Annotated in this window: 20 protein-coding genes, 4 tRNA genes and 1 riboswitch; of the genes, 12 read left to right on the top strand and 12 right to left on the bottom strand. The window is 66.1% G+C overall.

Translation table 11 applies throughout. The features are described 5' to 3' along the window. Nucleotides 1-91: 91 nt before the first annotated feature. On the bottom strand, nucleotides 92-994 hold the full coding sequence (locus MP11Mi_RS09895; protein ID WP_420038769.1) for an alpha/beta fold hydrolase: 903 nt from the start codon (nucleotides 992-994) through the stop codon (nucleotides 92-94). An 80-nt stretch (nucleotides 995-1,074) separates the two neighbouring features. Between MP11Mi_RS09895 and MP11Mi_RS09900 the strand changes: the two genes are divergently transcribed. The 6 genes from MP11Mi_RS09900 (at nucleotide 1,075) to MP11Mi_RS09925 (ending at nucleotide 5,649) form a co-directional block, all read left to right on the top strand. Continuing rightward, a complete protein-coding gene (locus tag MP11Mi_RS09900) occupies nucleotides 1,075-2,013 on the top strand; it encodes an alpha/beta fold hydrolase (protein WP_420038770.1) in 939 nt (312 codons plus the stop codon). Nucleotides 2,014-2,141: 128 nt separating this feature from the next. After that, nucleotides 2,142-2,214: transfer RNA gene (locus MP11Mi_RS09905), tRNA-Lys, on the top strand. Nucleotides 2,215-2,459: 245 nt separating this feature from the next. Further along, nucleotides 2,460-2,532 (top strand) — tRNA-Glu (locus tag MP11Mi_RS09910). An 89-nt stretch (nucleotides 2,533-2,621) separates the two neighbouring features. Then, a tRNA-Asp gene (locus MP11Mi_RS09915) sits at nucleotides 2,622-2,695 on the top strand. Between the two features lie 33 nt (nucleotides 2,696-2,728). Continuing rightward, nucleotides 2,729-2,802, top strand: a tRNA-Phe gene (locus tag MP11Mi_RS09920). A gap of 153 nt (nucleotides 2,803-2,955) precedes the next feature. Next, nucleotides 2,956-5,649 (top strand): hypothetical protein, encoded by a 2,694-nt coding sequence (locus tag MP11Mi_RS09925; RefSeq protein WP_420038771.1) that lies wholly within the window; start codon nucleotides 2,956-2,958, stop codon nucleotides 5,647-5,649. A 93-nt stretch (nucleotides 5,650-5,742) separates the two neighbouring features. Here MP11Mi_RS09925 and MP11Mi_RS09930 read toward each other — a convergent pair whose 3' ends face one another. Then, the gene (locus tag MP11Mi_RS09930) at nucleotides 5,743-6,345 is read right to left on the bottom strand and encodes an NUDIX hydrolase (protein ID WP_420038772.1); all 603 of its coding nucleotides are present in this window, start codon (nucleotides 6,343-6,345) and stop codon (nucleotides 5,743-5,745) included. Between the two features lie 207 nt (nucleotides 6,346-6,552). On the opposite strand from MP11Mi_RS09930, the gene MP11Mi_RS09935 reads away from it, so the two are divergent. The 4 genes from MP11Mi_RS09935 to MP11Mi_RS09950 all read left to right on the top strand — a co-directional run bounded on the left by MP11Mi_RS09935 (nucleotide 6,553) and on the right by MP11Mi_RS09950 (nucleotide 10,478). Then, nucleotides 6,553-7,101, top strand: coding sequence for a YceI family protein (locus tag MP11Mi_RS09935; protein ID WP_420038773.1), 549 nt, complete (start codon nucleotides 6,553-6,555; stop codon nucleotides 7,099-7,101). A gap of 97 nt (nucleotides 7,102-7,198) precedes the next feature. Then, complete coding sequence (locus tag MP11Mi_RS09940; protein WP_420038774.1) at nucleotides 7,199-8,914, top strand: adenylate/guanylate cyclase domain-containing protein; 1,716 nt, start codon at nucleotides 7,199-7,201, stop codon at nucleotides 8,912-8,914. A 12-nt stretch (nucleotides 8,915-8,926) separates the two neighbouring features. Then, nucleotides 8,927-9,808, top strand: a complete 882-nt coding sequence (locus tag MP11Mi_RS09945; RefSeq protein WP_420038775.1) for an oxidoreductase — start codon at nucleotides 8,927-8,929, stop codon at nucleotides 9,806-9,808. Nucleotides 9,809-9,848: 40 nt separating this feature from the next. Next, complete coding sequence (locus MP11Mi_RS09950; protein WP_420038776.1) at nucleotides 9,849-10,478, top strand: alpha-ketoglutarate-dependent dioxygenase AlkB; 630 nt, start codon at nucleotides 9,849-9,851, stop codon at nucleotides 10,476-10,478. 57 nt (nucleotides 10,479-10,535) lie between these two features. On the opposite strand, the gene MP11Mi_RS09955 is transcribed toward MP11Mi_RS09950, so the two are convergent. The 8 genes from MP11Mi_RS09955 to MP11Mi_RS09990 form a co-directional block, all read right to left on the bottom strand. Further along, on the bottom strand, nucleotides 10,536-11,693 hold the full coding sequence (locus tag MP11Mi_RS09955; RefSeq protein WP_420038777.1) for a pyridoxal phosphate-dependent aminotransferase: 1,158 nt from the start codon (nucleotides 11,691-11,693) through the stop codon (nucleotides 10,536-10,538). A 55-nt stretch (nucleotides 11,694-11,748) separates the two neighbouring features. Next, nucleotides 11,749-12,090 (bottom strand): hypothetical protein, encoded by a 342-nt coding sequence (locus MP11Mi_RS09960; RefSeq protein WP_420038778.1) that lies wholly within the window; start codon nucleotides 12,088-12,090, stop codon nucleotides 11,749-11,751. A 200-nt stretch (nucleotides 12,091-12,290) separates the two neighbouring features. Then, the gene (locus tag MP11Mi_RS09965) at nucleotides 12,291-13,928 is read right to left on the bottom strand and encodes a DNA repair helicase XPB (RefSeq protein WP_420038779.1); all 1,638 of its coding nucleotides are present in this window, start codon (nucleotides 13,926-13,928) and stop codon (nucleotides 12,291-12,293) included. Nucleotides 13,929-13,991: 63 nt separating this feature from the next. Beyond that, nucleotides 13,992-16,316, bottom strand: a complete 2,325-nt coding sequence (locus tag MP11Mi_RS09970; RefSeq protein WP_420038780.1) for a helicase-associated domain-containing protein — start codon at nucleotides 16,314-16,316, stop codon at nucleotides 13,992-13,994. 133 nt (nucleotides 16,317-16,449) lie between these two features. Next, nucleotides 16,450-16,638, bottom strand: coding sequence for a hypothetical protein (locus MP11Mi_RS09975; protein ID WP_420038781.1), 189 nt, complete (start codon nucleotides 16,636-16,638; stop codon nucleotides 16,450-16,452). A 119-nt stretch (nucleotides 16,639-16,757) separates the two neighbouring features. Continuing rightward, nucleotides 16,758-17,378 (bottom strand): transglycosylase family protein, encoded by a 621-nt coding sequence (locus MP11Mi_RS09980; protein WP_420038782.1) that lies wholly within the window; start codon nucleotides 17,376-17,378, stop codon nucleotides 16,758-16,760. Between the two features lie 5 nt (nucleotides 17,379-17,383). Continuing rightward, nucleotides 17,384-17,571, bottom strand: a riboswitch (cyclic di-AMP (ydaO/yuaA leader). Nucleotides 17,572-17,845: 274 nt separating this feature from the next. Then, the gene (locus tag MP11Mi_RS09985) at nucleotides 17,846-18,364 is read right to left on the bottom strand and encodes a flavin reductase family protein (protein ID WP_420038783.1); all 519 of its coding nucleotides are present in this window, start codon (nucleotides 18,362-18,364) and stop codon (nucleotides 17,846-17,848) included. Then, nucleotides 18,361-18,570, bottom strand: coding sequence for a hypothetical protein (locus tag MP11Mi_RS09990; protein ID WP_420038784.1), 210 nt, complete (start codon nucleotides 18,568-18,570; stop codon nucleotides 18,361-18,363). The genes MP11Mi_RS09985 and MP11Mi_RS09990 overlap by 4 nt, the downstream gene beginning before the upstream one ends. Before the next feature lie 119 nt (nucleotides 18,571-18,689). Between MP11Mi_RS09990 and MP11Mi_RS09995 the strand changes: the two genes are divergently transcribed. Further along, nucleotides 18,690-19,112 carry a cold-shock protein gene (locus tag MP11Mi_RS09995; protein WP_420042064.1) on the top strand — a complete coding sequence of 141 codons (423 nt, stop codon included), beginning with the start codon at nucleotides 18,690-18,692 and terminating at the stop codon, nucleotides 19,110-19,112. Nucleotides 19,113-19,193: 81 nt separating this feature from the next. Here MP11Mi_RS09995 and MP11Mi_RS10000 read toward each other — a convergent pair whose 3' ends face one another. Further along, nucleotides 19,194-19,790, bottom strand: coding sequence for a DUF2771 family protein (locus tag MP11Mi_RS10000; RefSeq protein WP_420038785.1), 597 nt, complete (start codon nucleotides 19,788-19,790; stop codon nucleotides 19,194-19,196). A 37-nt stretch (nucleotides 19,791-19,827) separates the two neighbouring features. Next, nucleotides 19,828-21,744 carry an MFS transporter gene (locus MP11Mi_RS10005; protein WP_420038786.1) on the bottom strand — a complete coding sequence of 639 codons (1,917 nt, stop codon included), beginning with the start codon at nucleotides 21,742-21,744 and terminating at the stop codon, nucleotides 19,828-19,830. Between the two features lie 89 nt (nucleotides 21,745-21,833). On the opposite strand from MP11Mi_RS10005, the gene MP11Mi_RS10010 reads away from it, so the two are divergent. Further along, complete coding sequence (locus tag MP11Mi_RS10010; protein WP_420038787.1) at nucleotides 21,834-22,619, top strand: DUF3027 domain-containing protein; 786 nt, start codon at nucleotides 21,834-21,836, stop codon at nucleotides 22,617-22,619. Nucleotides 22,620-22,673 lie beyond the last annotated feature (54 nt).

Consider the following 22,673-nt stretch of genomic DNA (forward strand, 5'->3'; position numbering starts at 1 on the left):
CACCCCTGAATGCACTTCGGCACTTTTTATCGGCCGTACGCCGATAAAAAGTGCCGAAGTCCTGTGACGTAGGCGCCGGCGACAAAAGCAGTCAGTTCCAGGAGTCCAACAGTGTGTCGATGATGTCGATGGACCAGTTGAGGCCGCTGAGGTGACTCTGGCCGGGAAGGGTGTGCAGGGTGGCGTGGTGCAGAAGCGACACCATGTGGAGGCCGTGAGCGTAGGGGACGATGTTGTCGGCGTCACCGTGCCACCACTCGATCTGCGACTGCACGTCGCTGACCTGGAATCCCCAGTCACGCACGAACAACTGCAGGTCGGCGAACGGGGCGTCCATGCGTCGGCTGCCGCCGTGCAGCAGATCATCCAGGAACATCGCACGGAACTCGGGGCGCGCCAACAGTTCCCGGTCGGCCTCGGGCGAGAATCGGGCGTACAGGCTCATCGCTGGATCGGCGATCGGCCGCGCAACCGAGAGAGCCGTGCTCAACACCTTCCCGATCGGGCGGCCCGCGACGTCGATCAACGGAACCGAACGCTTCGCTAACGCCATCGCGCCACCCCGGACTGCTTCGGGGCCGTTCACCGGGGCAACGCCGCCGACGATGCCCGTCGACACCACACGGTCGGCCAAGACATGCGAGACGGCGAGAGCGTACGGGCCGCCGCCCGACAAGCCGATCACCGAGAACTTGTCGGCGCCCAACGTATTGAGCACCGTCTGGAAGTCGTGCGCGAAGTCGGCGATCGACGAATACGAATGCGCTGTCGATGATCCGACGCCCGGGCGATCCAAGCCGATCAAGCGGAATCCGCGCTCCTCCGCGTACTCGCGCGCCTCCATCGGGATCTGGCGGCGTGCGCCGGGCGTGCCGTGGAGCCAGACGATCGTCGGGCCGTCGGGGGAACCGAACTCGGAGAAGCCGATGCGTCGACGACGCTTGTCGCCGACAGCTATAGAGCCTTCGAGCTTCGGTCGATCGATAGGGATCACGACGGCAGAGTACGTCAGATGACGACGAGGTGATACGAATTCACAGAAACGTCCAAGGCGGCGGGTGTACTTTCGGTCGCATGAGTCAACGCAGTGCGCAGACCGGCGACGACGACGGCACCCGCGTCTGGGATGCCGTCGTCAACGGTTTCGGGACCGCGCGGAGGGCCGTGCGCCACACCGTGAAGCCGTACCCGGTCCGCGATCTGCCCGACGGCCGACGGCTCGAACTCCCCGGCCGCGGCACCACGTACGTCACCGAGTCGGGGCCGACCGACGCACCAACCGTGTTCCTCCTGCACGGAGTGAGCACATCGGGGCTCCTCTGCTGGTACCCCTCGATTCCGGCGCTCAACAAAGACTTTCACGTCGTGACCGTCGACCACCGGTGGCACGGGCGCGGCATCCGATCCGCCGAATTCTCCCTCGACGACTGCGCCGACGACGTCATCGCGGTCGCCGACCAACTCGGCATCGACCGGTTTACCGCAGCCGGATTCTCGATGGGCGGCGGTATCGGGCAACTCGCGTGGCGAAGGCATCCAGACCGCGTCGGCGGCCTCGTCCTCTGCTCGACGGGCCCGTACTTCTCGAGCATCGACCCCGTCCGGCTCGCCGCGGAGGAGCGGATCGGACGCGTACTCAGGTATGTCGACAAGATCCTGCCGACGCCGTCCGACGAACGGCTTGATGACTGGCGCGGCAATCACATCCGGTGGGCGCTCGCGCAGATGTCGTCCACCAAGCTCGGCGATCAGGGCGTATTCGCAGCGGGCATGGCCCGATTCGATTCACGTCCGTGGCTCGGCGAGATCGATGTGCCGACCTCAGTCGTCGTATCCACACGCGACAAGATCGTCCAACCCGAACGCCAGCAGTTGCTCGTCGACGGCATCCCAGGTGCGCGACGGTTCGAAGTGGACGGCGGCCACGCCTGCTGTGTGCTCGGCGCGGAAGACTTCATCCCACCCCTCGTCGAGGCCGTCGAATCAGTTACCGGAGTCGAATCCGTTCACTGACGAGTGGCGACGCGTCGGTTCGGCGACAACGCCGCGTCCTCGGGGATCCGCGAAATGCCCGAGGGTGCGGGTGCTGTCGTCGGCCGACGGCGGGTATGTAAAGTGGAACCGCTGCATTTGAGTGGCATGCCCCTATAGCTCAGTTGGTAGAGCTACGGACTTTTAATCCGCAGGTCGTAGGTTCGAGCCCTACTGGGGGCACACGTGGAACGCAGGCCGCAGCACTCCGGTGCCGCGGCCTGCGTTCGTCGTTGGCGGGCTCCGCTGTTCGATCGGATCCCTGGCGACCGTTGAGTGCCCCGCTGCTGATCGGTCGGGCGAGCGGTGGATCTCGACCTCGCCTGACCGGGGAATCGATCCGCGGAAATAGTCTCCGACATGGCGATTTGTGTTTTACGAACCGCGTGCCATAAAGTAATCCTCGCTCCCAGCGGGAACAAGCACCGGCCCCCTTCGTCTAGCGGCCTAGGACGCCGCCCTTTCAAGGCGGTAGCGCGGGTTCGAATCCCGTAGGGGGTACGCAGATCGACTACAGTCGAGAAGCTCCAAACCACCTGATTCGGTGTAACGGAGCGGATCGGCTAAGGTCGAAACGCACAACAGAATATGGCCCTGTGGCGCAGTTGGTTAGCGCGCCGCCCTGTCACGGCGGAGGTCGCGGGTTCGAGTCCCGTCAGGGTCGCTTGAGGTTCGGTTGTCGTACCGACACTTCTCTGGCCAGGTAGCTCAGTTGGTACGAGCGTCCGCCTGAAAAGCGGAAGGTCGTCGGTTCGATCCCGACTCTGGCCACGCGAAACCCCCTGCTCAGGCAGGGGGTTTTTGCGTTGCAGTGAGACACGCAACCTATTGTGGATGTGGGGCAGTGCCGCGTGGCGCGGCGTGGAAAGCTAGCACCTGTGGAAGCGTTGTCCGCAGCGGTGGAATACGGGGCGAGGAGTGGTGATGGCTGAACACGACGACAAAGACATGACGAATCCGTCGTTGGAGGTCGTCGACAATGTCGTCGAGCGTGGATACACCGTCGAACGGCTCGTCGAAGAGGCCGTCGAGACGGTCATCGACAAGCCGATCACGCTCGAGCGCATCGTCGAACGCCTCGTAGTCGACACCGTCGACGTCGTCGTCGACCGGCCGGCCACCGTGTCGCGTCTCGTCGAGAAGCCTGTCGTCACCGTCGTCGACGAGGTGACCGACAAACCAGTCGACATCAGGCGTGTCGTCGAACGCCCCGTCGTCACCGTCGAAGACGAACTGACCGACAAGCCGGTCAACATCCAGCGTCTCGTCGAGAAACCCGTCGTCAGCATCGTCGACAAAGTGGTCGAACGGCCCGTCGACGTCGAACGCGTCGTCGAGCATCCGATCGTCACCGTCGTAGACAAAGCCATCGACGTGCCCGTCGAGGTGCCGCGCGTCGTCGAACAACCGACGATCACGATCACCGACGAGATCATCGACAAGCCCGTCGAACTTCCGCGCCGCGTCGAGAAGTCCATCGTGACCGTGGTCGACGAGATCGTCGAGACCCCAGTCGAATTGCCGCGCAAGGTCGAGAAGCCGATCGTGACCGTGGTCGACGAGATCGTCGAGACCCCAGTCGAACTGTCGCGCAAGGTCGAGAAGCCGATCATCACTGTCGTCGACGACATCGTCGACAAGCCCGTCGAGATCCCACGCCTCGTCGAACGGCCGACCGTGACCGTCGTCGACGACATCCAGGAGACCCAGATCGAGATCGAGCGGTTGGTTGAGAAGCCGATCGTCACCGTCCTCGACCAGATCGCGGATAAGCCCGTCGAGATCCAGCGACTCGTCGAACGGCTCATCGTCACGGTCGTGGATGAAGTCATCGAACGGCCGACCGAGGTCGAGCGGGTCATCGAGAAGCTCATCGTCGACATCACCGACAAGGTCGTCGACAAGCCCGTCACCATCGAACGCATGGTGGAAAAGCCGATCGTCACCCTCGTCGACAAAATCGTCGAAGTACCCGTCGAATCCATCGTCGAGAAGGTCATCGAGAAGCCCGTCGAAAAGATCATCGAAGTCACCGTCGAGAAGCCGGTCGAGAAGATCATCGAACACGTCATCGAGGTCCCCGTCGAGAAGAACGTCTACACGACGGTCGAGAAGGAGATCGAGGTCCCGGTCGAAGAGGTGATCTACAAGACCGTCGAGAAGCCGGTCGAGAAGATCATCGAGGTGGTCGTCGAGAAACCCGTCATCAAAGTCGTCGAGGTGTCGCGTGACGTCGTCGTCGAGCGACTCGTGGACAAGCCGGTCGAGAAGTCGGTCGACCACGTCATCGAGCGCATCGTCGAGAAACCAAACGTGATCGAGAAGGTCGTCGAGAAGCCCGTCGACAAGGTCGTCGAGCGCGTCGTCGAGACCCCCAACATCGTCGAAAAGGTTGTCGAGAAGCCTGTCGACCATGTCCTCGAACGGATCGTCGAAGAGCCCAACATCATCGAAGAGGTCGTAGAGAAGCCCGTCGACCGCATCGTTGAGCGGATCGTCGAACAGCCCAACGTCGTCGAGAAGGTTGTCGAGAAGTCTGTCGACCGCGAGGTCGAGCGGGTCGTCGAGAAGCCGAATGTGATCGAGAAGGTCATCGAGCGGGACGTCGATCACGTGGTGGAGCGTGTCGTCGAGGTCCCCAACGTCATCGAGAAGGTCATCGAGGAACCGGTCGACCACATCGTGGAGCGGGTCGTCGAGAAGCCGAATGTGATCGAGAAGGTCATCGAGCGGGACGTCGATCACATGGTGGAGCGTGTCGTCGAGGTCCCCAACGTCATCGAGGAGATCGTCGAGAAGCCCGTCGACCACCTGGTCGACAAGGTCGTCGAGGTCCCCAACATCATCGAACAGGTCGTTGAGAAGCCCGTCGACCACATCGTCGACAAGGTCCTGGAAGTCCCGGAGATCATCGAGCAGACCATTGAGAAGCCCGTCGAACGGATCGTCGAGAAGGTCGTCGAACGTCCGAATGTGGTGGAGAAGGTCGTCGAGAAGTCTGTCGACCATATCGTCGAGCGCATCGTCGAGACGCCGAACATTGTGGAGAAGGTCGTCGACAAGCCTGTCGAGCATGTCGTCGAGAAGATCGTCGAGCGCCCCGAGATCGTCGAGAAGGTCGTCGACACACCGGTTCACCGCGAATTCGAGAAGAACGTGCAGACCCCGGTCCTCGTCGAGAAGGTTGTCGAGAAGCAGATCAACGTCGTCGTCGAACGCATCGTGGAGAAGCCGGTCGAACACGTGGTGGAAAAGGTCGTCGAGCGACCCGTCTACCGCGAGGTCGAGAAGATCATCGAGAAGCCGATCGAGAAGATCATCGAGGTGATCGTCGAGAAGCCAGTCATCGTCCGCAAGGTGGTCGAACGCGAAGTCCAGCAGGTTCTCGAAGAGGGCAGCGAGACGCGCACCGTCACCCACGATGCACTGCAGGCGCAGGCAGTCGAAGCGCAGTACCTCGAGGCCACGCCCGGTGATGGCCACCGCTGGGTGGACGCGGGGACCGGCGAGCATCCCGAGGGCGAGACCATCGGCTTCCAGACGCCGGAGAGCCTCGCCCGAGACCGCGTCGAGCCGCAGTACCAGACTCGGCGTGCCCGGCACCGATCCAAAGATTAGACACCGGTGACGTCAGATTCCCCGCTCCGTGTCGTCACCGCCTCTCGAGGGGACGGTGGCGCTGAGCGGGGAATCTGACGTCACACCCGCCACTCACCGCCAGGCGAAGAGGGGCTGCTCGTAGTCGGCGACCCGCACCGGCTCGTCCCGAAGGACGACGCCCGCGAACTGGAACAAGACCGCGGCGGTCGGCGCGTGGATCCAACGCCCGATCAGCGGCAAGGACATCACCGGCCGATCGGACTCTGGAATCGTCTCGAACTGCGGTTGCGCGTCGGCCAACTCGTCGAGGTCGATGAGGAAGGTCTGCTCCACTTCATCCGGATTCGGGTCAGGGGCCACCTCGTCGTCCATCCAGGCGACGGTCGGCGTCATGACGTAGCCGGACCGCGTGGCGAAATCGTCCAGGTCGCCGAGAATCGTGTCGGCGCCGAGCGCGATGCCCATCTCTTCGTGGAGTTCACGTAGTCCTGCCTCGTGGTGCGTCTCGCCGGAGTCGAGACGTCCGCCAGGCAACGCGAACTGGGCGGCGTGACGATTCATTCGAGCAGGCCTGCGGGTGAGCCACACGCCGCGTCGGCCGTCGCGCGGAGCCATCACCAGCATCACCGCCGCGGCCCGAGCGCCTTCAGCGAGGGGGATTCGTCGTACGTCGAACGCGCCGAGGCGGGTCTCGACGTCAGTGCGTGTCAGCATGATTTGATGTTATCCCGATCACATCAGGAAGTAACCGGACCAAGGTCCGGTTAGTGTTGTGTGTAGGCGATCGTGAGCGACGGTCGCAGACGGCACCCCACAATGACGCCCCACGATGGCGGCAACAACGGCACCAAAATGTCGGCACCAAATGACGGCACCACCCAAAGACGGCGACCAAAGTCGCCGAGAGAAGGCAGGAATCCCATGAGCATCACCCCCGCAGAACTGACCGCAGGCACCTGGACTATCGACCCGGTCCACTCGCAGGTCGGATTCACCGTCCGGCACCTCATGGTCTCGAAGGTCCGCGGCACCTTCGGTGGCTTCTCCGGCACCATCGAGATCGCCGAGGACGGTTCGCCCGCTGTGAACGCGGAGATCGACGTCACCTCGATCAACACCGGGAACGACCAGCGTGACCAGCACGTTCGGTCGGCCGACTTCTTCGACGCCCAGAACTACCCGACCGCGACATTCGTCTCGACCTCGGTCGAGGCCGACGGCGACGACTACCTCGTGCACGGCGACTTCACCCTTCGCGGGGTCACCAAGCCGGTGACGCTGCAGATGGAGTTCAACGGTGTGAACCCGGGTATGGGTCAGGGCGCGGTCTCGGGCTTCGACGCCAAGACCGTCCTCAACCGCAAGGACTTCGGTATCGACATCGAGATGCCGCTCGAGACCGGCGGCACCGTCGTCGGTGACAAGATCACCATCACGCTCGAGATCGAGGCGCTCAAGGCTGATGCCTGACCCTCGATCCCAGGCACGGTGATTCCGGTCGCCGCTGCTATTCACCTCCCGGTTCCCGGTACTCTCAGTGAGATTCGAGAACCGGGAGGTGACGTGTATGGCGGGGCGGAATCGAGCAGTCGCTCATCGCATCGCCGACTGGATCGAGTCCCGGCTGGGCGCTGCCGCGGTCGTCGGATTCAAGGAGGGGCGACTCCCGCTCGGTGACGCCGAGATCCTCGACGCGCCGACCCGGCGTGGTCTGGCCAGACGAGGGATGTTCATCGGCGGGGTGATCGTCGCCGGCGCCAAGGTCCTGATCGGCATCGAGACGTTCGTCGCCGTCCTCCTCGCCTTCAACGGCGGACAACTCAACCTCCACATCGACTCCGAGTACCCGCCGCTCATGGGCACGGTGCTCATCGCGTTGCTGCTCGGCACGCTGACGAGTGTCGCGGCGTCGTTCGTCTTCTTGACTCCGCAGTTCCGCTGGTTCGTCAAGGTCGGCCCCGCCGAGCCCGCCGACGAACGACGCCGCGGCGATATCCGTGCGATTCCGCGGCGGCTCGTGTTCGCGGACCTCTTCGGCTGGGTGGTGGCGCTCGGTGTCTACGCCTTGATCTCGGACATCCGCATAGTGTTCCTGGTGTCGGTTGCGGGCGCGTTCGGCTTAGCCGCCGTCACCTCGTCCTGTCTCACTTATCTGTTCGCGGAGAGTGCTGCCCGTCCCCTTGCTGCCCTCGCGTTGCGCGGGAACTTCGTCGACGGCGTGATGCACGGCGTTCGTGAGCGGATGGTCGTGGTGTGGATCGTGTCGTCGGCGGTTCCGATGGTCGGTCTGATCCTGATGAACGTCGGACGCGGCCTCGGCTGGGTTCCGCGGGTCGCGGGCGATATCGACTGGGCGACCATCCTGCTGGCCGTCATCGCACTCACCTCGGGTGCGCGTGTCGTCGGCCTGGTGAACCGGGCCATCGCCGACCCGCTCAACGACATGCGTGAAGTGGTGGAGGCCACCCGAAGCGGTGATCTGACGCGTCGCGTCGCCGCCTATGACGCGTCGGAACTCGGGGTGCTACAGGCCGGACTCAACGGGATGCTCGACGGTCTCGTCGAACGCGAGCGTATGCGCGACATCTTTTCCCGGCACGTCGGCGACGGCGTCGCTCAACTGGCCTTGGAGCAGGACGGGGAGTTCGTTGGCGGCAACACCGAGGTGGCTGTCATCTTCGTCGACATCACGGGTTCGACGACGTTCGCGGCAGATCGTGATCCGCGTGAGACCGCGGTCGTTCTGAACGCCTTCTTCTCGATCGTCGTCGACGTCGTCGACCGGCACGGCGGGTTCATCAACAAGTTCGAGGGCGACGCTGCGCTCATCGTGTTCGGGGCGCCCGCCGCCGTCGACGATCCTGCGGCCGCAGCATTGGCGGCGGCCCGCGAACTCGGGGTCGAGCTGAGCGAAAAGCTCCCTCTGGAGTGGGGGATGGGCGTCACGTACGGCAGTGTGTTCGCAGGCAACATCGGTGCGCGCACCCGTTACGAGTACACGGTGATCGGCGACGCCGTGAACGAGTCCGCCCGCCTGTCCGACCTCGCCAAAATCGGCTATTCGCCGGTGTACGCGAGTCGAGTCGCGATCGACGCCGCCGCCGAGCATGAAGGCGAGCGGTGGAAGCGGGTGGACCGACAGGTGCTCCGCGGGCGGACGAACGTGACCGAGATTCACGCGCCGATCGGACTCCTGACCAGGCCGGAGCCGCCGTCACTCGGTAGCGTACTGGCCGACCTCGTCAAGTTCGCGCTCCCCGGCGAGCATCCGTCGAAATCGTAGAAGGGCAATCGAGTGGTTCGGAAGTGGAATGCGAACGACGTTCCCGCACAGAACGGCCGCCGTTACATTGTGACGGGCGCTAATAGCGGTCTGGGCGCCGCGACGGCGAAAGCGCTGGCCGCTGCGGGCGCCAGGGTGACGCTGGCATGCCGTAACCAGGTGACGGCACGAGCCGTGGCTGGACAGATCGGTCCGGCGGCGACCGTCGCGACTCTCGACCTCGCGGACCTCGCGTCCGTGCGGGCGTTCGCCGACAGTGTCGACGAGGCCGACGTGCTGATCGACAACGCCGGACTGATGGCGGTCCCGTTCCAGCGCACCGTCGACGGTTTCGAGATGCAGATGGGCACCAACCATCTCGGGCACTTCGTGCTGACGTCGCTGCTGCTGCCGAAGGTGACCGACCGGGTCGTCGTCCTCTCTTCGCTCATGCAGTACGGGTCCCGTGAACGGTTCGACGACCTGAACTGGGAGCGGCGCACCTACAACCGCTGGGTGGCCTACGGTGACTCGAAGCTCGCGAACCTCACGTTCGGCCGCGAGTTAGCGCGTCGCTTGGATGATGTCGGTTCGACGAAACGGTCGGTGATCGCGCATCCCGGCTACGCGTCGACCGGCATCACCGGCAATTCGCAGACCCGGTTCAGTAGCGTGTCGAAGCTCGCGGACGCGCTGCGGCTGGGACAGTCCGCCGAGCGGGGCGCGCTCCCGACGTTGTACGCGGCGACGATGCCCGATGTGCGCAATGGTGACTTCTACGGCCCGAACGGACCGGGCGGGATGCGCGGCTATCCGACCACGGCGCGCGTGCGCCGCGCCGCAGACCGTCAGGATCTCCGGGATCTGTTGTGGTCTGAATCGGAACGGTTGACCGGCGTGACGTTCGACGTCTAGCGCCGACACACTGATTCGAACAGGTGTACGATTCAAGGTTATGGCGGCGGGACTGCAGGCGAGCCTTTTCGACGTGACCGATGACGGCCCCGCGGTGGGTTCACTCGATGTGGGAGTCCGCCGCACCGAGTTGACCGAGGGCGCCTGGGTGGATGTCCGCCCCGGCTGGCTGCAAGGCTCTGTCGACGTGTTCGACGCGTTGCATACCGGGGTTCCGTGGCGGGCCGAGGAGCGGCGCATGTACGACTCGACCGTCGCCGTTCCGCGCCTGCTCGCCATGTACCTGCGCGGTGACCGGTTGCCGCACCCGATACTCGAGGTCGCACGTGACGCGCTCGATGACCGTTACCGCTGTGTCCTGCCCGGTGGATTCGAGACCGCGGGCCTCTGCCTCTACCGGGACGGCTCCGACAGTGTCGCCTGGCACGGCGACCGGATCGGCCGCGGTCGGACGCACGACACACTCGTCGCGATCGTGTCCCTCGGTGCGCCGCGACCCTTGCTGCTCCGGCCGCGCGGGGGAGGGGCCTCGCGCAAGTTCTTGCTCGGGTCCGGTGACCTCGTGGTGATGGGCGGCAGCTGCCAGCGAACTTGGGAGCACGCCGTCCCGAAAGTCTCCGGAGTCGGCCCGCGCATCAGCGTGCAGTTCCGGCCCGCAGGCGTGTTCTGAGTAGGCAAACCTACACCGCTGCGGCGGGGCGACGTCGAGGGCGACAGCGGGGGCAGGTCAGGCGAGGCGCGCCAGGCGGCGCGCGGCCTCGTCGATTACGTCGTCGTCTTTGGCGAAGGCGAAACGGAGCAGGTGGCGCCAGGGCTGCTCGTCGTCGACGAACGCGCTGACCGGGACGGCCGCGACCCCGAGACGGGCGGGCAACTCCCGACAGAATGCGGCACCGTCGGTGACGCCGAGTGGTCGGGGATCGGCGCATACGAAGTACGTTCCTTGCGAGCGGTGCACCCCGAAGCCGGCGTCGGCGAGCGCCTTCGAAAGACGAATCCGCTTACGGCCCAGCGACTTCGCATCCTCGCGGACCCAGTCCATCTCATTTCCTAGCGCGTACGCGATGGCAGGCTGGAACGGGCCGCTGCCGACGAACGTCAGGAACTGCTTCGCGGCGCGAGCGGCTTGGACCAGTTCAGTCGGCCCGCTGAGCCAGCCGACCTTCCACCCGGTGACGTGAAAAGTCTTCGCCGCCCCGGAGATCCGCAGAGTCCGCTCAGCCATGCCCGGGAACGTCGCGAGCGGCCGGTGGACGGCGCCGTCGAACACCAGATGCTCGTACACTTCGTCGGCGATCGCGATCACATCGTGTGCCACGCAGAGCCGGGCGATTTCGGTCAGGTCGTCGTCGGACAGAATGGTTCCGGTCGGATTGTGAGGCGTATTCACCACGATCGCCGCCGTGTTCGGGCCGAATGCCGCGGCCAACGCCTCGCGGTCGAGCGTGAACCCGTCGCCCTCCGCGACGAGCGGCACTGTGCGCCGCACACCGCCCGCCAATGCGACCGACGCCGCATACGCGTCATAGAACGGTTCGATCATCACGACCTCGCGGCCGGGCTCCACCAGACCCAGGATCGCGCCGGCGATGGCTTCCGTCGCACCGACCGTCACCAACACCTGGGTGTCGGGATCGTAGGCGAGCCCGTAATCGTCGAGTTGCTGTGCGGCGACAGCTTCGCGCAGGGCCGGGATGCCCGGCCCCGGCGGATACTGGTTCTGGCCCTCGGCGATCGCCCGCTGCGCGGCCTCGAGCATCGAGGCAGGGCCGTCCGAGTCGGGAAATCCCTGCCCGAGGTTCACTGCGTCGTGCGCCACCGCGAGGGCGGATACCTCCGCGAAGATCGTCGACGTGAACGGACGCATCCGGCTGACCAAAGGCATGCGTCTACGCTGCCACAGCGGTGCAGGCGACGATGACTCGGCCGCGCGTTACGGGTTACCGCGCGTGGACGGTGCCCGAGCAGGTGGGGGCGGCGAGAGTTAGGAGCGGGCCGTGGTTGACCGCACGCGTGGTGAGACGGATAGTGCCGGTGCCCGACTTCAACAACGCGCCGAATCCGTTGGAGCCGAGCGAGTGGTCGACCTGCAACGGAAGCGTGCCGTGCGCCCCGGTCCTCAGGTTCTTCCAGGACATCGTGCCGACGCTTCGATAGCCCCAGACGCTCGGGTTGCCGTAATGGATGTTGATCGTGCCCGACTGCTCCTGAGTCACGGACATCCCGCCGTAGTACGGGATGTCGATGATGTTGGGGCTCAGCCCCTCGCAGTTCTGTGCCACGTAGACGCTGTGGTTCGACGGTACGGCGTCCGCGGGCGCCGTACCGCAGTGGCCAGCGTGGTGGCTCCGAGAGCCGTCGCGCCCAGTGCGAACGCCTTGGCGATCCGATTCATGATGATCTCCTCCCCGGGCCTGCGGTGACCCGCCCGACACTGTCCCGACGCTCTGTATGTCGTCCGAACAGAGGAACAGCGTTACGCCTACACCAGGTCTGCGGCGTCCATGATCCGATACGCGTAACCTTGCTCGGCGAGGAAACGCTGCCGGTGAGCGGCGTAGTCGGCGTCGAGGGAGTCCCGGGAGACCACCGAATAGAAGTGCGCCTGACCACCGTCGGCCTTCGGCCGAAGGAGCCGTCCGAGCCGTTGCGCTTCCTCCTGGCGGGAGCCGAACGTGCCCGACACCTGGACGGCGACCGACGCCTCCGGCAAATCGATCGAGAAGTTCGCGACCTTGGAGACCACAAGCGTCGACAGTTCGCCGCGGCGGAACGCGTCGTACAGCTTCTCGCGTTCGGCGTTGCGGGTGGACCCCTGGATCACCGGGCAGTCGAGCTCGCGGCCGAGTTCTTCAAGTTGGTCGATGTAGGCGCCGATGACGAGGGTCTGCGAACCCTCGTGCTTGCCGAGGATGTTCTTGACCACGTTGACCTTCGAATGGACCGTCGAGCACAGCTTGTACTTCTCGTCTGCCTCGGCGACCGCATACTGCAGGCGCTCCTCGTCGGTCATCGTGACCCGGACCTCGACGCAGTCGGCCGGAGCGATCCAGCCCTGCGCTTCGATGTCCTTCCACGGCGCGTCGTACCGTTTAGGTCCGATCAGGCTGAACACGTCGCCTTCCCGGCCATCCTCGCGGACCAGCGTCGCGGTGAGGCCGAGGCGGCGGCGCGACTGCAAGTCGGCCGTCATCCGGAACACGGGGGCCGGCAGTAGGTGGACCTCGTCGTAGACGATGAGACCCCAGTCGCGCGAATCGAACAAGTCGAGGTTCTTGTACTCGCCCTTCGACTTGCGGGTGATCACCTGGTATGTGGCGATCGTGACCGGCCGGATCTCCTTGCGTTCGCCCGAATACTCGCCGATCTCGTCCTCGGTCAGCGATGTGCGCGCCACCAGTTCGCGTTTCCATTGCCGTCCCGCGACAGTGTTCGTCACCAGGATCAACGTGGTCGCACCCGCCTTCGCCATGGCAGCCGCACCGACCATCGTCTTACCGGCACCGCACGGCAGGACGACGACGCCCGAGCCGCCCGCCCAAAACGACTCGGTGGCGAGCTCTTGGTAGTCACGCAGCTCCCAGCCGTCCTGTACGAGGTCGATCTGGTGGGCTTCGCCGTCGACGTAGCCTGCGAGGTCTTCGGCGGGCCAGCCCACTTTGAGCAAGATCTGTTTGAGCCGACCGCGCTCGGACGGGTGGACGATCACCGTGTCGTCGTCGATGCGGGTGCCCAACATCGGCGCGACCTTCTTGTTCCGGAGGATCTCCTCGAGGACCGCGCGGTCGAACGAGACCAGGGTGAGTCCGTGCGCGGGATGTTTGACCAGTTGCAGACGCCCGAACCGGCCCATCGTCTCGACGATGTCGACGAGGAGCGGTTGCGGCACGGGGTAGCGGGAATGGGTGACGAGGGCGTCGACGACCTGTTCGGCGTCGTGGCCGGCGGCGCGCGCGTTCCATAACGCCAGCGGAGTGACCCGATAGGTGTGGATGTGTTCGGGGGCGCGTTCGAGTTCAGCGAACGGGGCGATCGCCGCGCGCGCCTGCGCTGCGGCGGGATGGTCGACCTCCAGCAGGAGGGTCTTGTCCGATTGCACGATCAGCGGTCCGTCGGTCACCCGTCCATTGTCCAGGTGAGCGGGCGTCTCGGCCACATCGGGCGGACCGAGCAGTCCACGCGGCTACAAGAGTTCGACGCGTGTGATGCGGTGGAGGGCGAATCGCAGGTCGTCGTCGGAGGGTTCTTCGGCGGCCACGAGTTGCCCGGCGGCAAGCGAACGGGCCTTCACGACGTGACGGCTCGCGCCGCCGTGGGCGTCGACGTATCCGATGCGGAGGAGGCGTCCGGTCTGCAACGCCAGATGGATCAGTGCTGACGTCGTCTCACCCGAGTCGCTGGATACGGCCGTCGAGACTGGCCGCTCGGCACGATCGGCCGTCCGCACCCGGGTCACGACGGTCGTCGCCTGACCGTCGCCGATCCGGCCGCGACGGGCCGGTTGCGGAACCCGGCGGGTCCGTCCCGGGACTCGTACGCCGCGGCTACGTAGATCGATGAGAGTGCCGGATGAGTCCTCGCCCGCCGGCGAGAACCCCGCTGCGCGCAATCGGTCGATCACGTCGCGCAATGGAGCCCCGGACACCGCGACCGTGGGTGCCAGCGCACGCAACGCCACGTCGGCCGCCGCGTCGCTGCGAAGCACTGCGGTCAACGTCGCGGCATCGTCGCATCGGACGAACGACGATGCGACGCCGACCCGTAGCTGTCCGTGTTTGCGGGCGACATCGTCGATCAGGTAGCTCAACGATTGGGGGACCGGCGTTCTGGAGTGCTCGGTGAACAGAGCGGCGAGTTCGGCTGCGGTGCGACCGGTGTCGAGGGCGCGGCGGATGCTGTCCTCGGTGACGCGGTACACCGAAGCCGCACCGCCGGACTCGAGGTCCGCGACCAGGGTGAGCCGGGCGGCCAGTTCGGGGGTGAGCGGGCCGGGCACTGTCACGGTGAAATCGGCTTGGACGAGGAAGTAGTCGATCGGTTCGGGCAGTGCCGCCGACATCGCCTGCACGAGGTCGACGCGGTCGTCTTCGTCGGGGTCGGTGGCGAGCAGTGCCCGCCCCGCCGTGGTGAGGCTGCCGTGCGCGACGAGCCCGAGCTCGGTCGCCTCCCGCAGGGTCTCGCCGACGACGCGAGTGGTGAGGCGGCGAAGTTGCCGCGGATGGCGCCAGCCGAGGAGCGCGGTGAGGGATTCGACGCTGACCGGCACTGCTGGATCGATTTCGGCGAGCGGCGTCAGGATCGTGCGTCGGACGACGGTCGCCGACCCGTCGAACGCGTTCGGGGCGAGCGCGGCGATGGTAGCGCCGTCGCGGTCTGTGTCGCCGATCTGCCACGGCCGGCGAGGCAGGTCGAGCCAGCAGCCTGCCAGATGCGCCCACCGGCGCCCTGGCTCTACATGCAGCCAGGTGTCACTCGACGTCGTCGGTGCGAACACCTCGTCGGCGGACAGGGTGTCGACGGATTCGGGTATGCCCGCGTCGATCAGCCGAGCGGCGTCGGCGAGCTCGACGAGGAGGCCCACGCGAGTAGTGGAGAGTCCCGTGGTCTTGGCGAGGCGACGCAACTCGCGGACTCCCATTCCGCCTGCGCGGAGCACGGCTGCGGGCGCTTCGGCGAGTGCTTCGAGTAGAGCGCCCACATGTCGGAGGACTTCGAGTGCTTCGCCCGCGCCCGCAGCATCGACGGCGGACGCGTCGAACCGCGAGGGTGCACCACCGAGCCGAGGCGCCTTCAAGCTCGTCGTCGCCAACGGTGGTTCGCCGCGCAGTATCTGGCCGACCTGGGGTGGCAGTTCGACAGTCTGTTCGTCGACCCGCGCGAGGAGGCCCGTCGCGAGGAGTCGCGGGACGGGGGCTGCCGGGTTGGCGTCCGGCGCGGCGTCACGCGATCGGCCGAGCGCAGGGCCGCGGGACAGCGTCGTGAGAAGCTCGCGCTGCCGGTCGTCGAGGCCGTCGAGCTGCGTCGAGATCTCGGCTGGCTCCGCCGTCGCGATCGGCGCGAGCAGGTGCAGCGCCCGCCAGGGCAGGGCTGACGGCAGGTGGATGCCCGCTAACCAGCTGGTCGTCTTCTTTCCGGTCGACGATGCGGCAGGCCAGATCAGCGCGAGGTCGGACAGGAGTGACAGGCGCGTGTCGACGTCCGAGCGTAACGCGCGACGGCCCAGCCTCGACACGATGTCATCGCGGCTCACCGGCCCGAGCAGTCCATGATGGTGTGACCCGCCCGCGGCGTCGACGAATGCTTCGGCGACCGCGACGGCGAGCAGGTCGAGGTCTTCGCCGGCTAACGAGATGGATGCGGCCGACAGCGATCGCTGCGCGAGGACGCTGGTTCCGCGTGGCGGCGGAGAGGCGAGGTCGGGTCGTCGAACCAGCAGCTCGACGAGTCGGGCGTCCGTTCGGCTAGCCAACTCGTCGGCGCAACTACGCAGCGGGTGGTCCGGACTCATTCGATCCATGCTACCGACCGGGGCCGGGGCGGTTTCGCTCGCTGGTCGAGCGGAGTCGGACCGGTGACGAAAGCACGCGAGAGCCCCGCTCGACGAGCGGGGCTCTCGCGGTCAGGTCTTCGCTAGAAGCAGATCAGCGGTTGACGACGGTCTTCGCGTGCACGTACGGCAGATCGTCCGCGGGCAGCGGGAACTCCGAGTCGCCGAAGGGCGAGAGAGCACCGGGCAGGTGCGCGAGGAACTCAGTCACTGCGTGGTCGTCGCCGGTCTCTTTCGGCCAGCCGTTGTCCACGTATCCATTCTTCTTAGCCACGTCGCTCATTCTGCCATGCGGAAGCGGAGAAGGCCCATGCACCCAGGGATGTCGACACCGTTCGACCGATACGACGACGAAGGCCCCCGCTCGGTGAGCGGGGGCCTTCGTCGAAGATTCGGATCAGATCAGGAGGGGAGCAGGTGCTTGTTCTGGTTGAACAGCTTGACCTGGTCCGGGGTCAGCTCGTAGCCGCTGTCCTTGGCGGCCTTCCAAGCCTGACGGACCTCGGGGCTGACGTTGGCGTCGGCGAGCTCGTCGTCGACCTGGCCCTTGACGTCATCGCTGGTCTTAGCTTCGGTGCTGGTCTTGTTCTGCTTCTTCGGAGCCTCGGGGGCTGCCTTCTGCGGAGCTGCCGGAGCGGTGCGCTGGCTCGGGCCCGAGAGGACGCCGCCACAGGTCGGCCATGCGCCGTTGCCCTGCGAGGCGAGGACGCGCTCGCCGACGGCGATCTGCTGCTCACGGGTCGCCTGATCGGCGGTCGGAGCGTACTGGGTGCCGCCGTGTGCGGCCCAGGTGCTCGGGCTGAACTGGAGGCCACCGTGGTAGCCGTTACCGGTGTTGATCGACCAGTTGCCGCCCGACTCGCACTGCGCGACCTGGTTCCACTCGGAGTCGGTCGCGGCGGAGGCATGGCCGGCGCCGAGAAGTGCTGCACCGCCGCCGATGCCGCCGAGGACCACGGAGGTCGCAGCGATCTTGGCGAAAGTCTTGGTGTTGGTCGTCTGCTTGGCGTGACGTCCGGACATATGTTGTTTCCTCTCTCCACGCGCCTACGAGGTGAGCTGTCGGGTTCGGGCGAGAGGTGCCCGGTCCCGGTATTCGGCTGGTAGCCGACACCGGAGACTTAACCCCAAGGCGGCCGATCGCTCGTCCGCCGGGTCTCACGGGGAGATGGTGGGTCCCCCGTCCTCGCTCCTGAATGTTCGTCTCATGCGGTCTCTTTCAGCGGAGCGAGGCTTGGCGCGGCAGAAAGAGGCTATTTGGTTCGGTTGTCGATCACCTGGTGGATGACCGCCCTGAACACTACGGGGCAGTAGGGCTCGATTTCATCGTCTTCCGCACGGCGGTTTTAGCGCCCCGAAAGGTGTGTTTCGGACGCAGTCGCGCGTCTGCGCAGTTCACGCCACTAGTACCCGGTCCGTGTCCGGTTCGTTATAAGGTTGTTATGTGACAAGGATCACGTACAGATTGAGACACGGAGCACGTGAATCGCTCAGGATTGCGCGCGACGTGCCTCGAGAGCGCGGAACGTCGAGGCGTGGAACACCAGCGGATCGACGCTCGGGTCGCTGCGCAACGCATGGATCTGCAGGAGGACGACGAGGTGATCGCCCGCTGGGACTTCCTGTAGCACGGAGCATTCGAGTTGAGCGGCCGCGCCTGCGATAAACAGCGCACCAGAGTCGGTCGACGTCCGGTGAACGTCATCGAATCGTGACTCGGGCGGGCCGGCCAGACGGCGACATGCGTCGCCCTGATGCGAGGCGAAGACGCTCACGCCCAGACGGTCGGCGGTCATCAAACGAGGCCACGTCGAAGAACCGTCGCGCACACACACCGACACCAGCGGCGGGTCCAGAGAGACGGTCGTGAACGAGCTCGCTGACATACCGATCTCGTCGCCGTCCGCGGTGCGACGACACACCGCCACGACCCCCGTGGGGAAACAGCTGTACGCCTGTTTGAGGGCTCCTGCGTCGGATACCGAGACCAGAGGCGTCGTGCCGGTCACCGACTCCGCCTGCCGGACAGCAGCGCGAAGACGAGGCCGAGGACGAACCCGAGCGGCGCGCACAGCGCGAGCAGGTAGACGGTCACCACGACCGCCTGGTTGCTGTCGCGGACGGCGGGCAGCAGAATCGCCAACGATGCGATCATGCCGACCGCGAACAGCACCACGGCCGTCATCAGCAGGCGAGAGGACTTGTGGGTCTGCATGTAGTCCACGGTAATCCAGGCGGTAGAATCGGACACCACGCGCCTCGTATCGCACTGCCAGCGGCTCCGAAGGCGCTTCCGTGATTCTTAGGCAGCTGAACGAGTTGAGGGTGAGTGCTGTGCCAAGCGGCCAAGTGAAGTGGTTCGACGCCGACAAGGGCTTCGGATTCCTGTCGCAGGACGACGGCGAGGACGTCTACGTCCGCGCGTCGGCGCTCGGGGACGATGCTCCTGAGCTGAAGGCCGGGCAGCGGGTCGAGTTCGACATGGCTGCCGGACGACGAGGCCCGCAGGCGCTGCGTGTGACGGTGCTCGAGCCCGCGCCGAGCATCGTCAAGAACGCCCGCGAGGCGCGACGCGAGAAGCGTTCGGACGTCAAACGGATGAGCCCGGACGAGTTGCACGGTGTGGTCGCCGATCTGATCACCCTGCTCGAGGGCACGGTGCAGCCGGGCCTGCGCAACGGCCGGTATCCGGACCGCAAGACAGCACAGCGAATCTCCGAAGTGGTCCGCGGAGTCACCCGCGAACTCGACCGCTGACGCTGCCGAGGTAGTAGACGACAGACGACGACCCCGTCCACGGACGGGGTCGTCGTCGTTCAGCGGTCGGCCGGGAGCTGGTCAGGTACGACGGTCTTCCAACTCGGTGGTGTTCGGGATCTTGAACCCGTCGGGGACAGTGTCGATGGTGTAGGTCCCGCGCATCAGGATGGAGCCGTCTAGCGAGTCCATGCCGTCGGGCGCGTCCTGCAGAACGGTCGACACCGACCACACCTGAATGCCCAACAGGACGGCGCCGGGGCGGCTGACGAACTTCTTCGTGAAGGTGCTGTCGGAGCGTTCGACGTCGAAGACGCGGTACGTGCCGCGCGGCGTCGCATACTGCGCGATCGCCATCCACGGTCCGTCCGCGATCTCGTGCGGCACCGACACGAGGACGGTGCTGCCAATCGGTGCGGGTGCGCGCTGCACATTCACCGGAAGCGCTTGTGCGCGGCGAGGGTCCGCTGGGCGGCAGCCGGTCATGTCGATCTCGCACCAGTAGTCGGGTTCGGCTCGCACCAAATCATCACCGGCCTGCACCGACACCGTCGGCAGCGGGTCCGTGTCGTCGTCGGTCACCACCAGAACGGTGGTGAGAGCGGCGATGGCGACGACCACGACGGCGACCGCCGCAGTGAGCTTCGCCAGCACCTTCTTGTCTCCGGGTTGCAGCACGAGTGAATCCTTCGTCGATCGGTGGGGCTGGGGCTGGTCAGCGGGTGGTGCGACGGGTCGGCGCCGCGCTCGGCGGCGGCGGACCCTGTGCGGCGAACGAGACGGTCGGCGCAGCGTGGTCGGGCCGACGTCCGCCGACTCCGGGCACCAGGGTGGCGCCCCGGCTGGTCAGCACAGTCTGAACGAAGCCAGCGCCGACGAGGACGGCGACCACGGTGAAGCCGATCCAGATATCCGTCGGCAGCACTACGCCGAGGCTGGCTCCGAGCACCCAGCACAACTGCAAGACGGTCTCGGAACGGCCGAACGCCGACGCACGCGACTCGTCGGGCAGATCGTTCTGGATCGACGAGTCCATGCATACTTTCGCGATGGCGCTCGTCGCGGAACCGGTGAAACCGGCGACGACGACCAAGAGAAGCGACCCGAAGACCGCGGCGAGCACACATGCGACGAAGGTGGCCGCGGTCGCCATGACTACGATCCGTGTCGGATTCTTGAGCTCGATCCGGGTACCGAGTCCGTTGCCGAGGAAGTTTCCGATGCCGGCGGCTGCGCCGACGGCGCCGAGCATCAACATCTGCTGCCAACCGGACGTGTCGGGTTGAGCCTTCGCGTAGAACGCGATGTAGAGCGTCAGGAATCCGGTCAGGATACGGATCGTGCCGTTGCCCCAGAGTCCGACGACCACGGTGCGCCCGAGCGGCTGCCGCATCTTGCTGGCCAACTCCCGCGAGAAGCTCCCGCCCTTCGACGGCGCGGTTTCCTCGGCGGTCGGGTCGCCGCGGTAGGTGAGCGTGGTCGGGACCTCGCCCTCGGTGACCTCGACCCATGCGGGAATCTTCATGCAGAAGTAGGCGCCCGCTGCGGCTACGAGACAAAGCCAGATCATCGCACCCGGAACGTGGAACGGCAGTGCTTTCGCCAGCAGGATCTCTAAGAGGCCAGCGATCGCGCCGCCGACCATGGTGCCCGCGACCAGGCCGAAGACGGTGAGGCGGGAGTTGACGCGCACCAAGTCGATAGACGGCGGCAGCACGCGCGGCGCGACAGCCGATTTGAGGACGCCGAACGATTTCGACAAGACCATCAAGCCGAGAGCGCACGGATAGAGCACCCACGGTTTGTATTCGACCTGCATCTTGTCCGGGTCCCACGACGAGTTGACGATGATCAGCAGTCCCAATACGACGCGGAGCCCGAAGGTCGTCGCCATCGCGATACGTCGGCCGTGCTGCAACCGGTCCAGGATCGGGCCGATGAGCGGTGCGATGAATGCGAACGGGGCGATCGTGATCGCCAGATAGAGTCCGACGCTGACCTTCGAGTCGCTGGTCGCCGCCGCGAAGAACAACGTGTTGGCGAGGGCGATCGCCATCGCGGCGTCGGCCGCGGTGTTCGCGATCACCGGCATGGTGAGCGCGGTCAGCCCCGAACGGTCGGCGCCGTCGGCCGTTGCGGCGCGGTGCACCATCTTTGCACCCAGCGAGGTGAAGTACTTCGAACGTCGCGCCATCACGCGGACGACGGTCACCTTCTCCGGGGGCACGTACTCGGCGTCGCCGGAGAGTCGTTTCCGGCGCGTACCGGACTTCGCGTCAATGGCCTCGGTCTGCGCGTCGTCCAGCGGCGGCAGATGCGGATTGTGGGTGCGCGGCGGCAGGTACGCCCCGCTTGCGGGACGCGCCTGATCGTGACGTGGCTGATCGTGACGCGGCTGATCACGGGACGAATCGTCGTATGCGGGATCGCCGGGCGCAGCGGGGGCGTCGAATCGGCGAGTCGGGGTGCGGCGCGGCCGACGAGGGCCGTCGGCGGGGTAGTTGGTCTGCCCCGGATGCGGGGCAGGGCGACGTGGCCGTCGGGCCTGCGCGTCCCCGTTGCGCTGCGTCTCCTGAGGAGGGCGCGGGCGACCGCCTGGCCCGCGGTCATCACGAGATCCACGGGTGTTCACACCTTCGATTGTTCCTCATCGGTCAGACATTGCGGTGCAGGGACGTGCCTGACGTGCGTCGAGGGGGCCGACTATTGCACACTGGACAGGTGAGTGTTGCTATCTCTTCGCCCCGACTCGTCGACGCTGTCGACGTCGCCCGCGCTGCTCTGGTCGCCGAAGGCGAACAGCCCGGTGCCCATACCGGGGTGACCGCGGAAGGCGATTACGCCGCCGCGCACTACTTCGACGCGCAGCTCAACGGCTATCGCGGCTGGCAGTGGTGTGTCGTCGTCGCCGGTGCGCCGGATTCGTCGGAGGTCACCGTCAGTGAGGTGGCGCTCCTGCCCGCGGGTGACGCCCTGTTGGCGCCCGACTGGGTGCCGTGGGTGCAGCGCGTGGCACCGGGCGACCTGGGGCCGGGCGACCTGCTCGCCGCCCCCGCCGACGACCCGCGTCTGGTCCCGGGCCAGATCGACACCCAGGACGTCAGCCTGATCGACGCCGACGAGGTCGGCCAGGTGGCGGCGGAGATCGGGCTCGGACGCGACCGGCTCCTGTCGCTCGAAGGCCGGTCCGATGCGGCCCAGCGCTGGTACGACGGCGACTTCGGTCCGGCGTCGCCGATGGCGCGGAACGCCCGCCACGCATGCGGTACGTGCGGCTTCTACCTGCCGGTGGCCGGAGCCCTGCACTCCGGATTCGGGGTGTGCGCCAACGAGCTCTCTGCCGACGGGCACGTTGTCTCCGCCGAGTACGGCTGTGGCGCGCACTCGGATGTGAAGGCGCCGTCGGGCGGCGGAAGCCCCGCGTACGACGCGTTCGACGACGGTGCCATCGAAGTGGTCGCTCGACCCGCCGAGTCCGTCGGATCCGATGGCCCGGCCGACTCCTGACTCTGGCGGGACCCCAAACTCTTTCGGTACCGTCGACCCTTTCGGTACCGCTGA

This window comes from Gordonia abscondita (assembly GCF_032711245.1).
Classification (GTDB): Bacteria; Actinomycetota; Actinomycetes; order Mycobacteriales; family Mycobacteriaceae; genus Gordonia.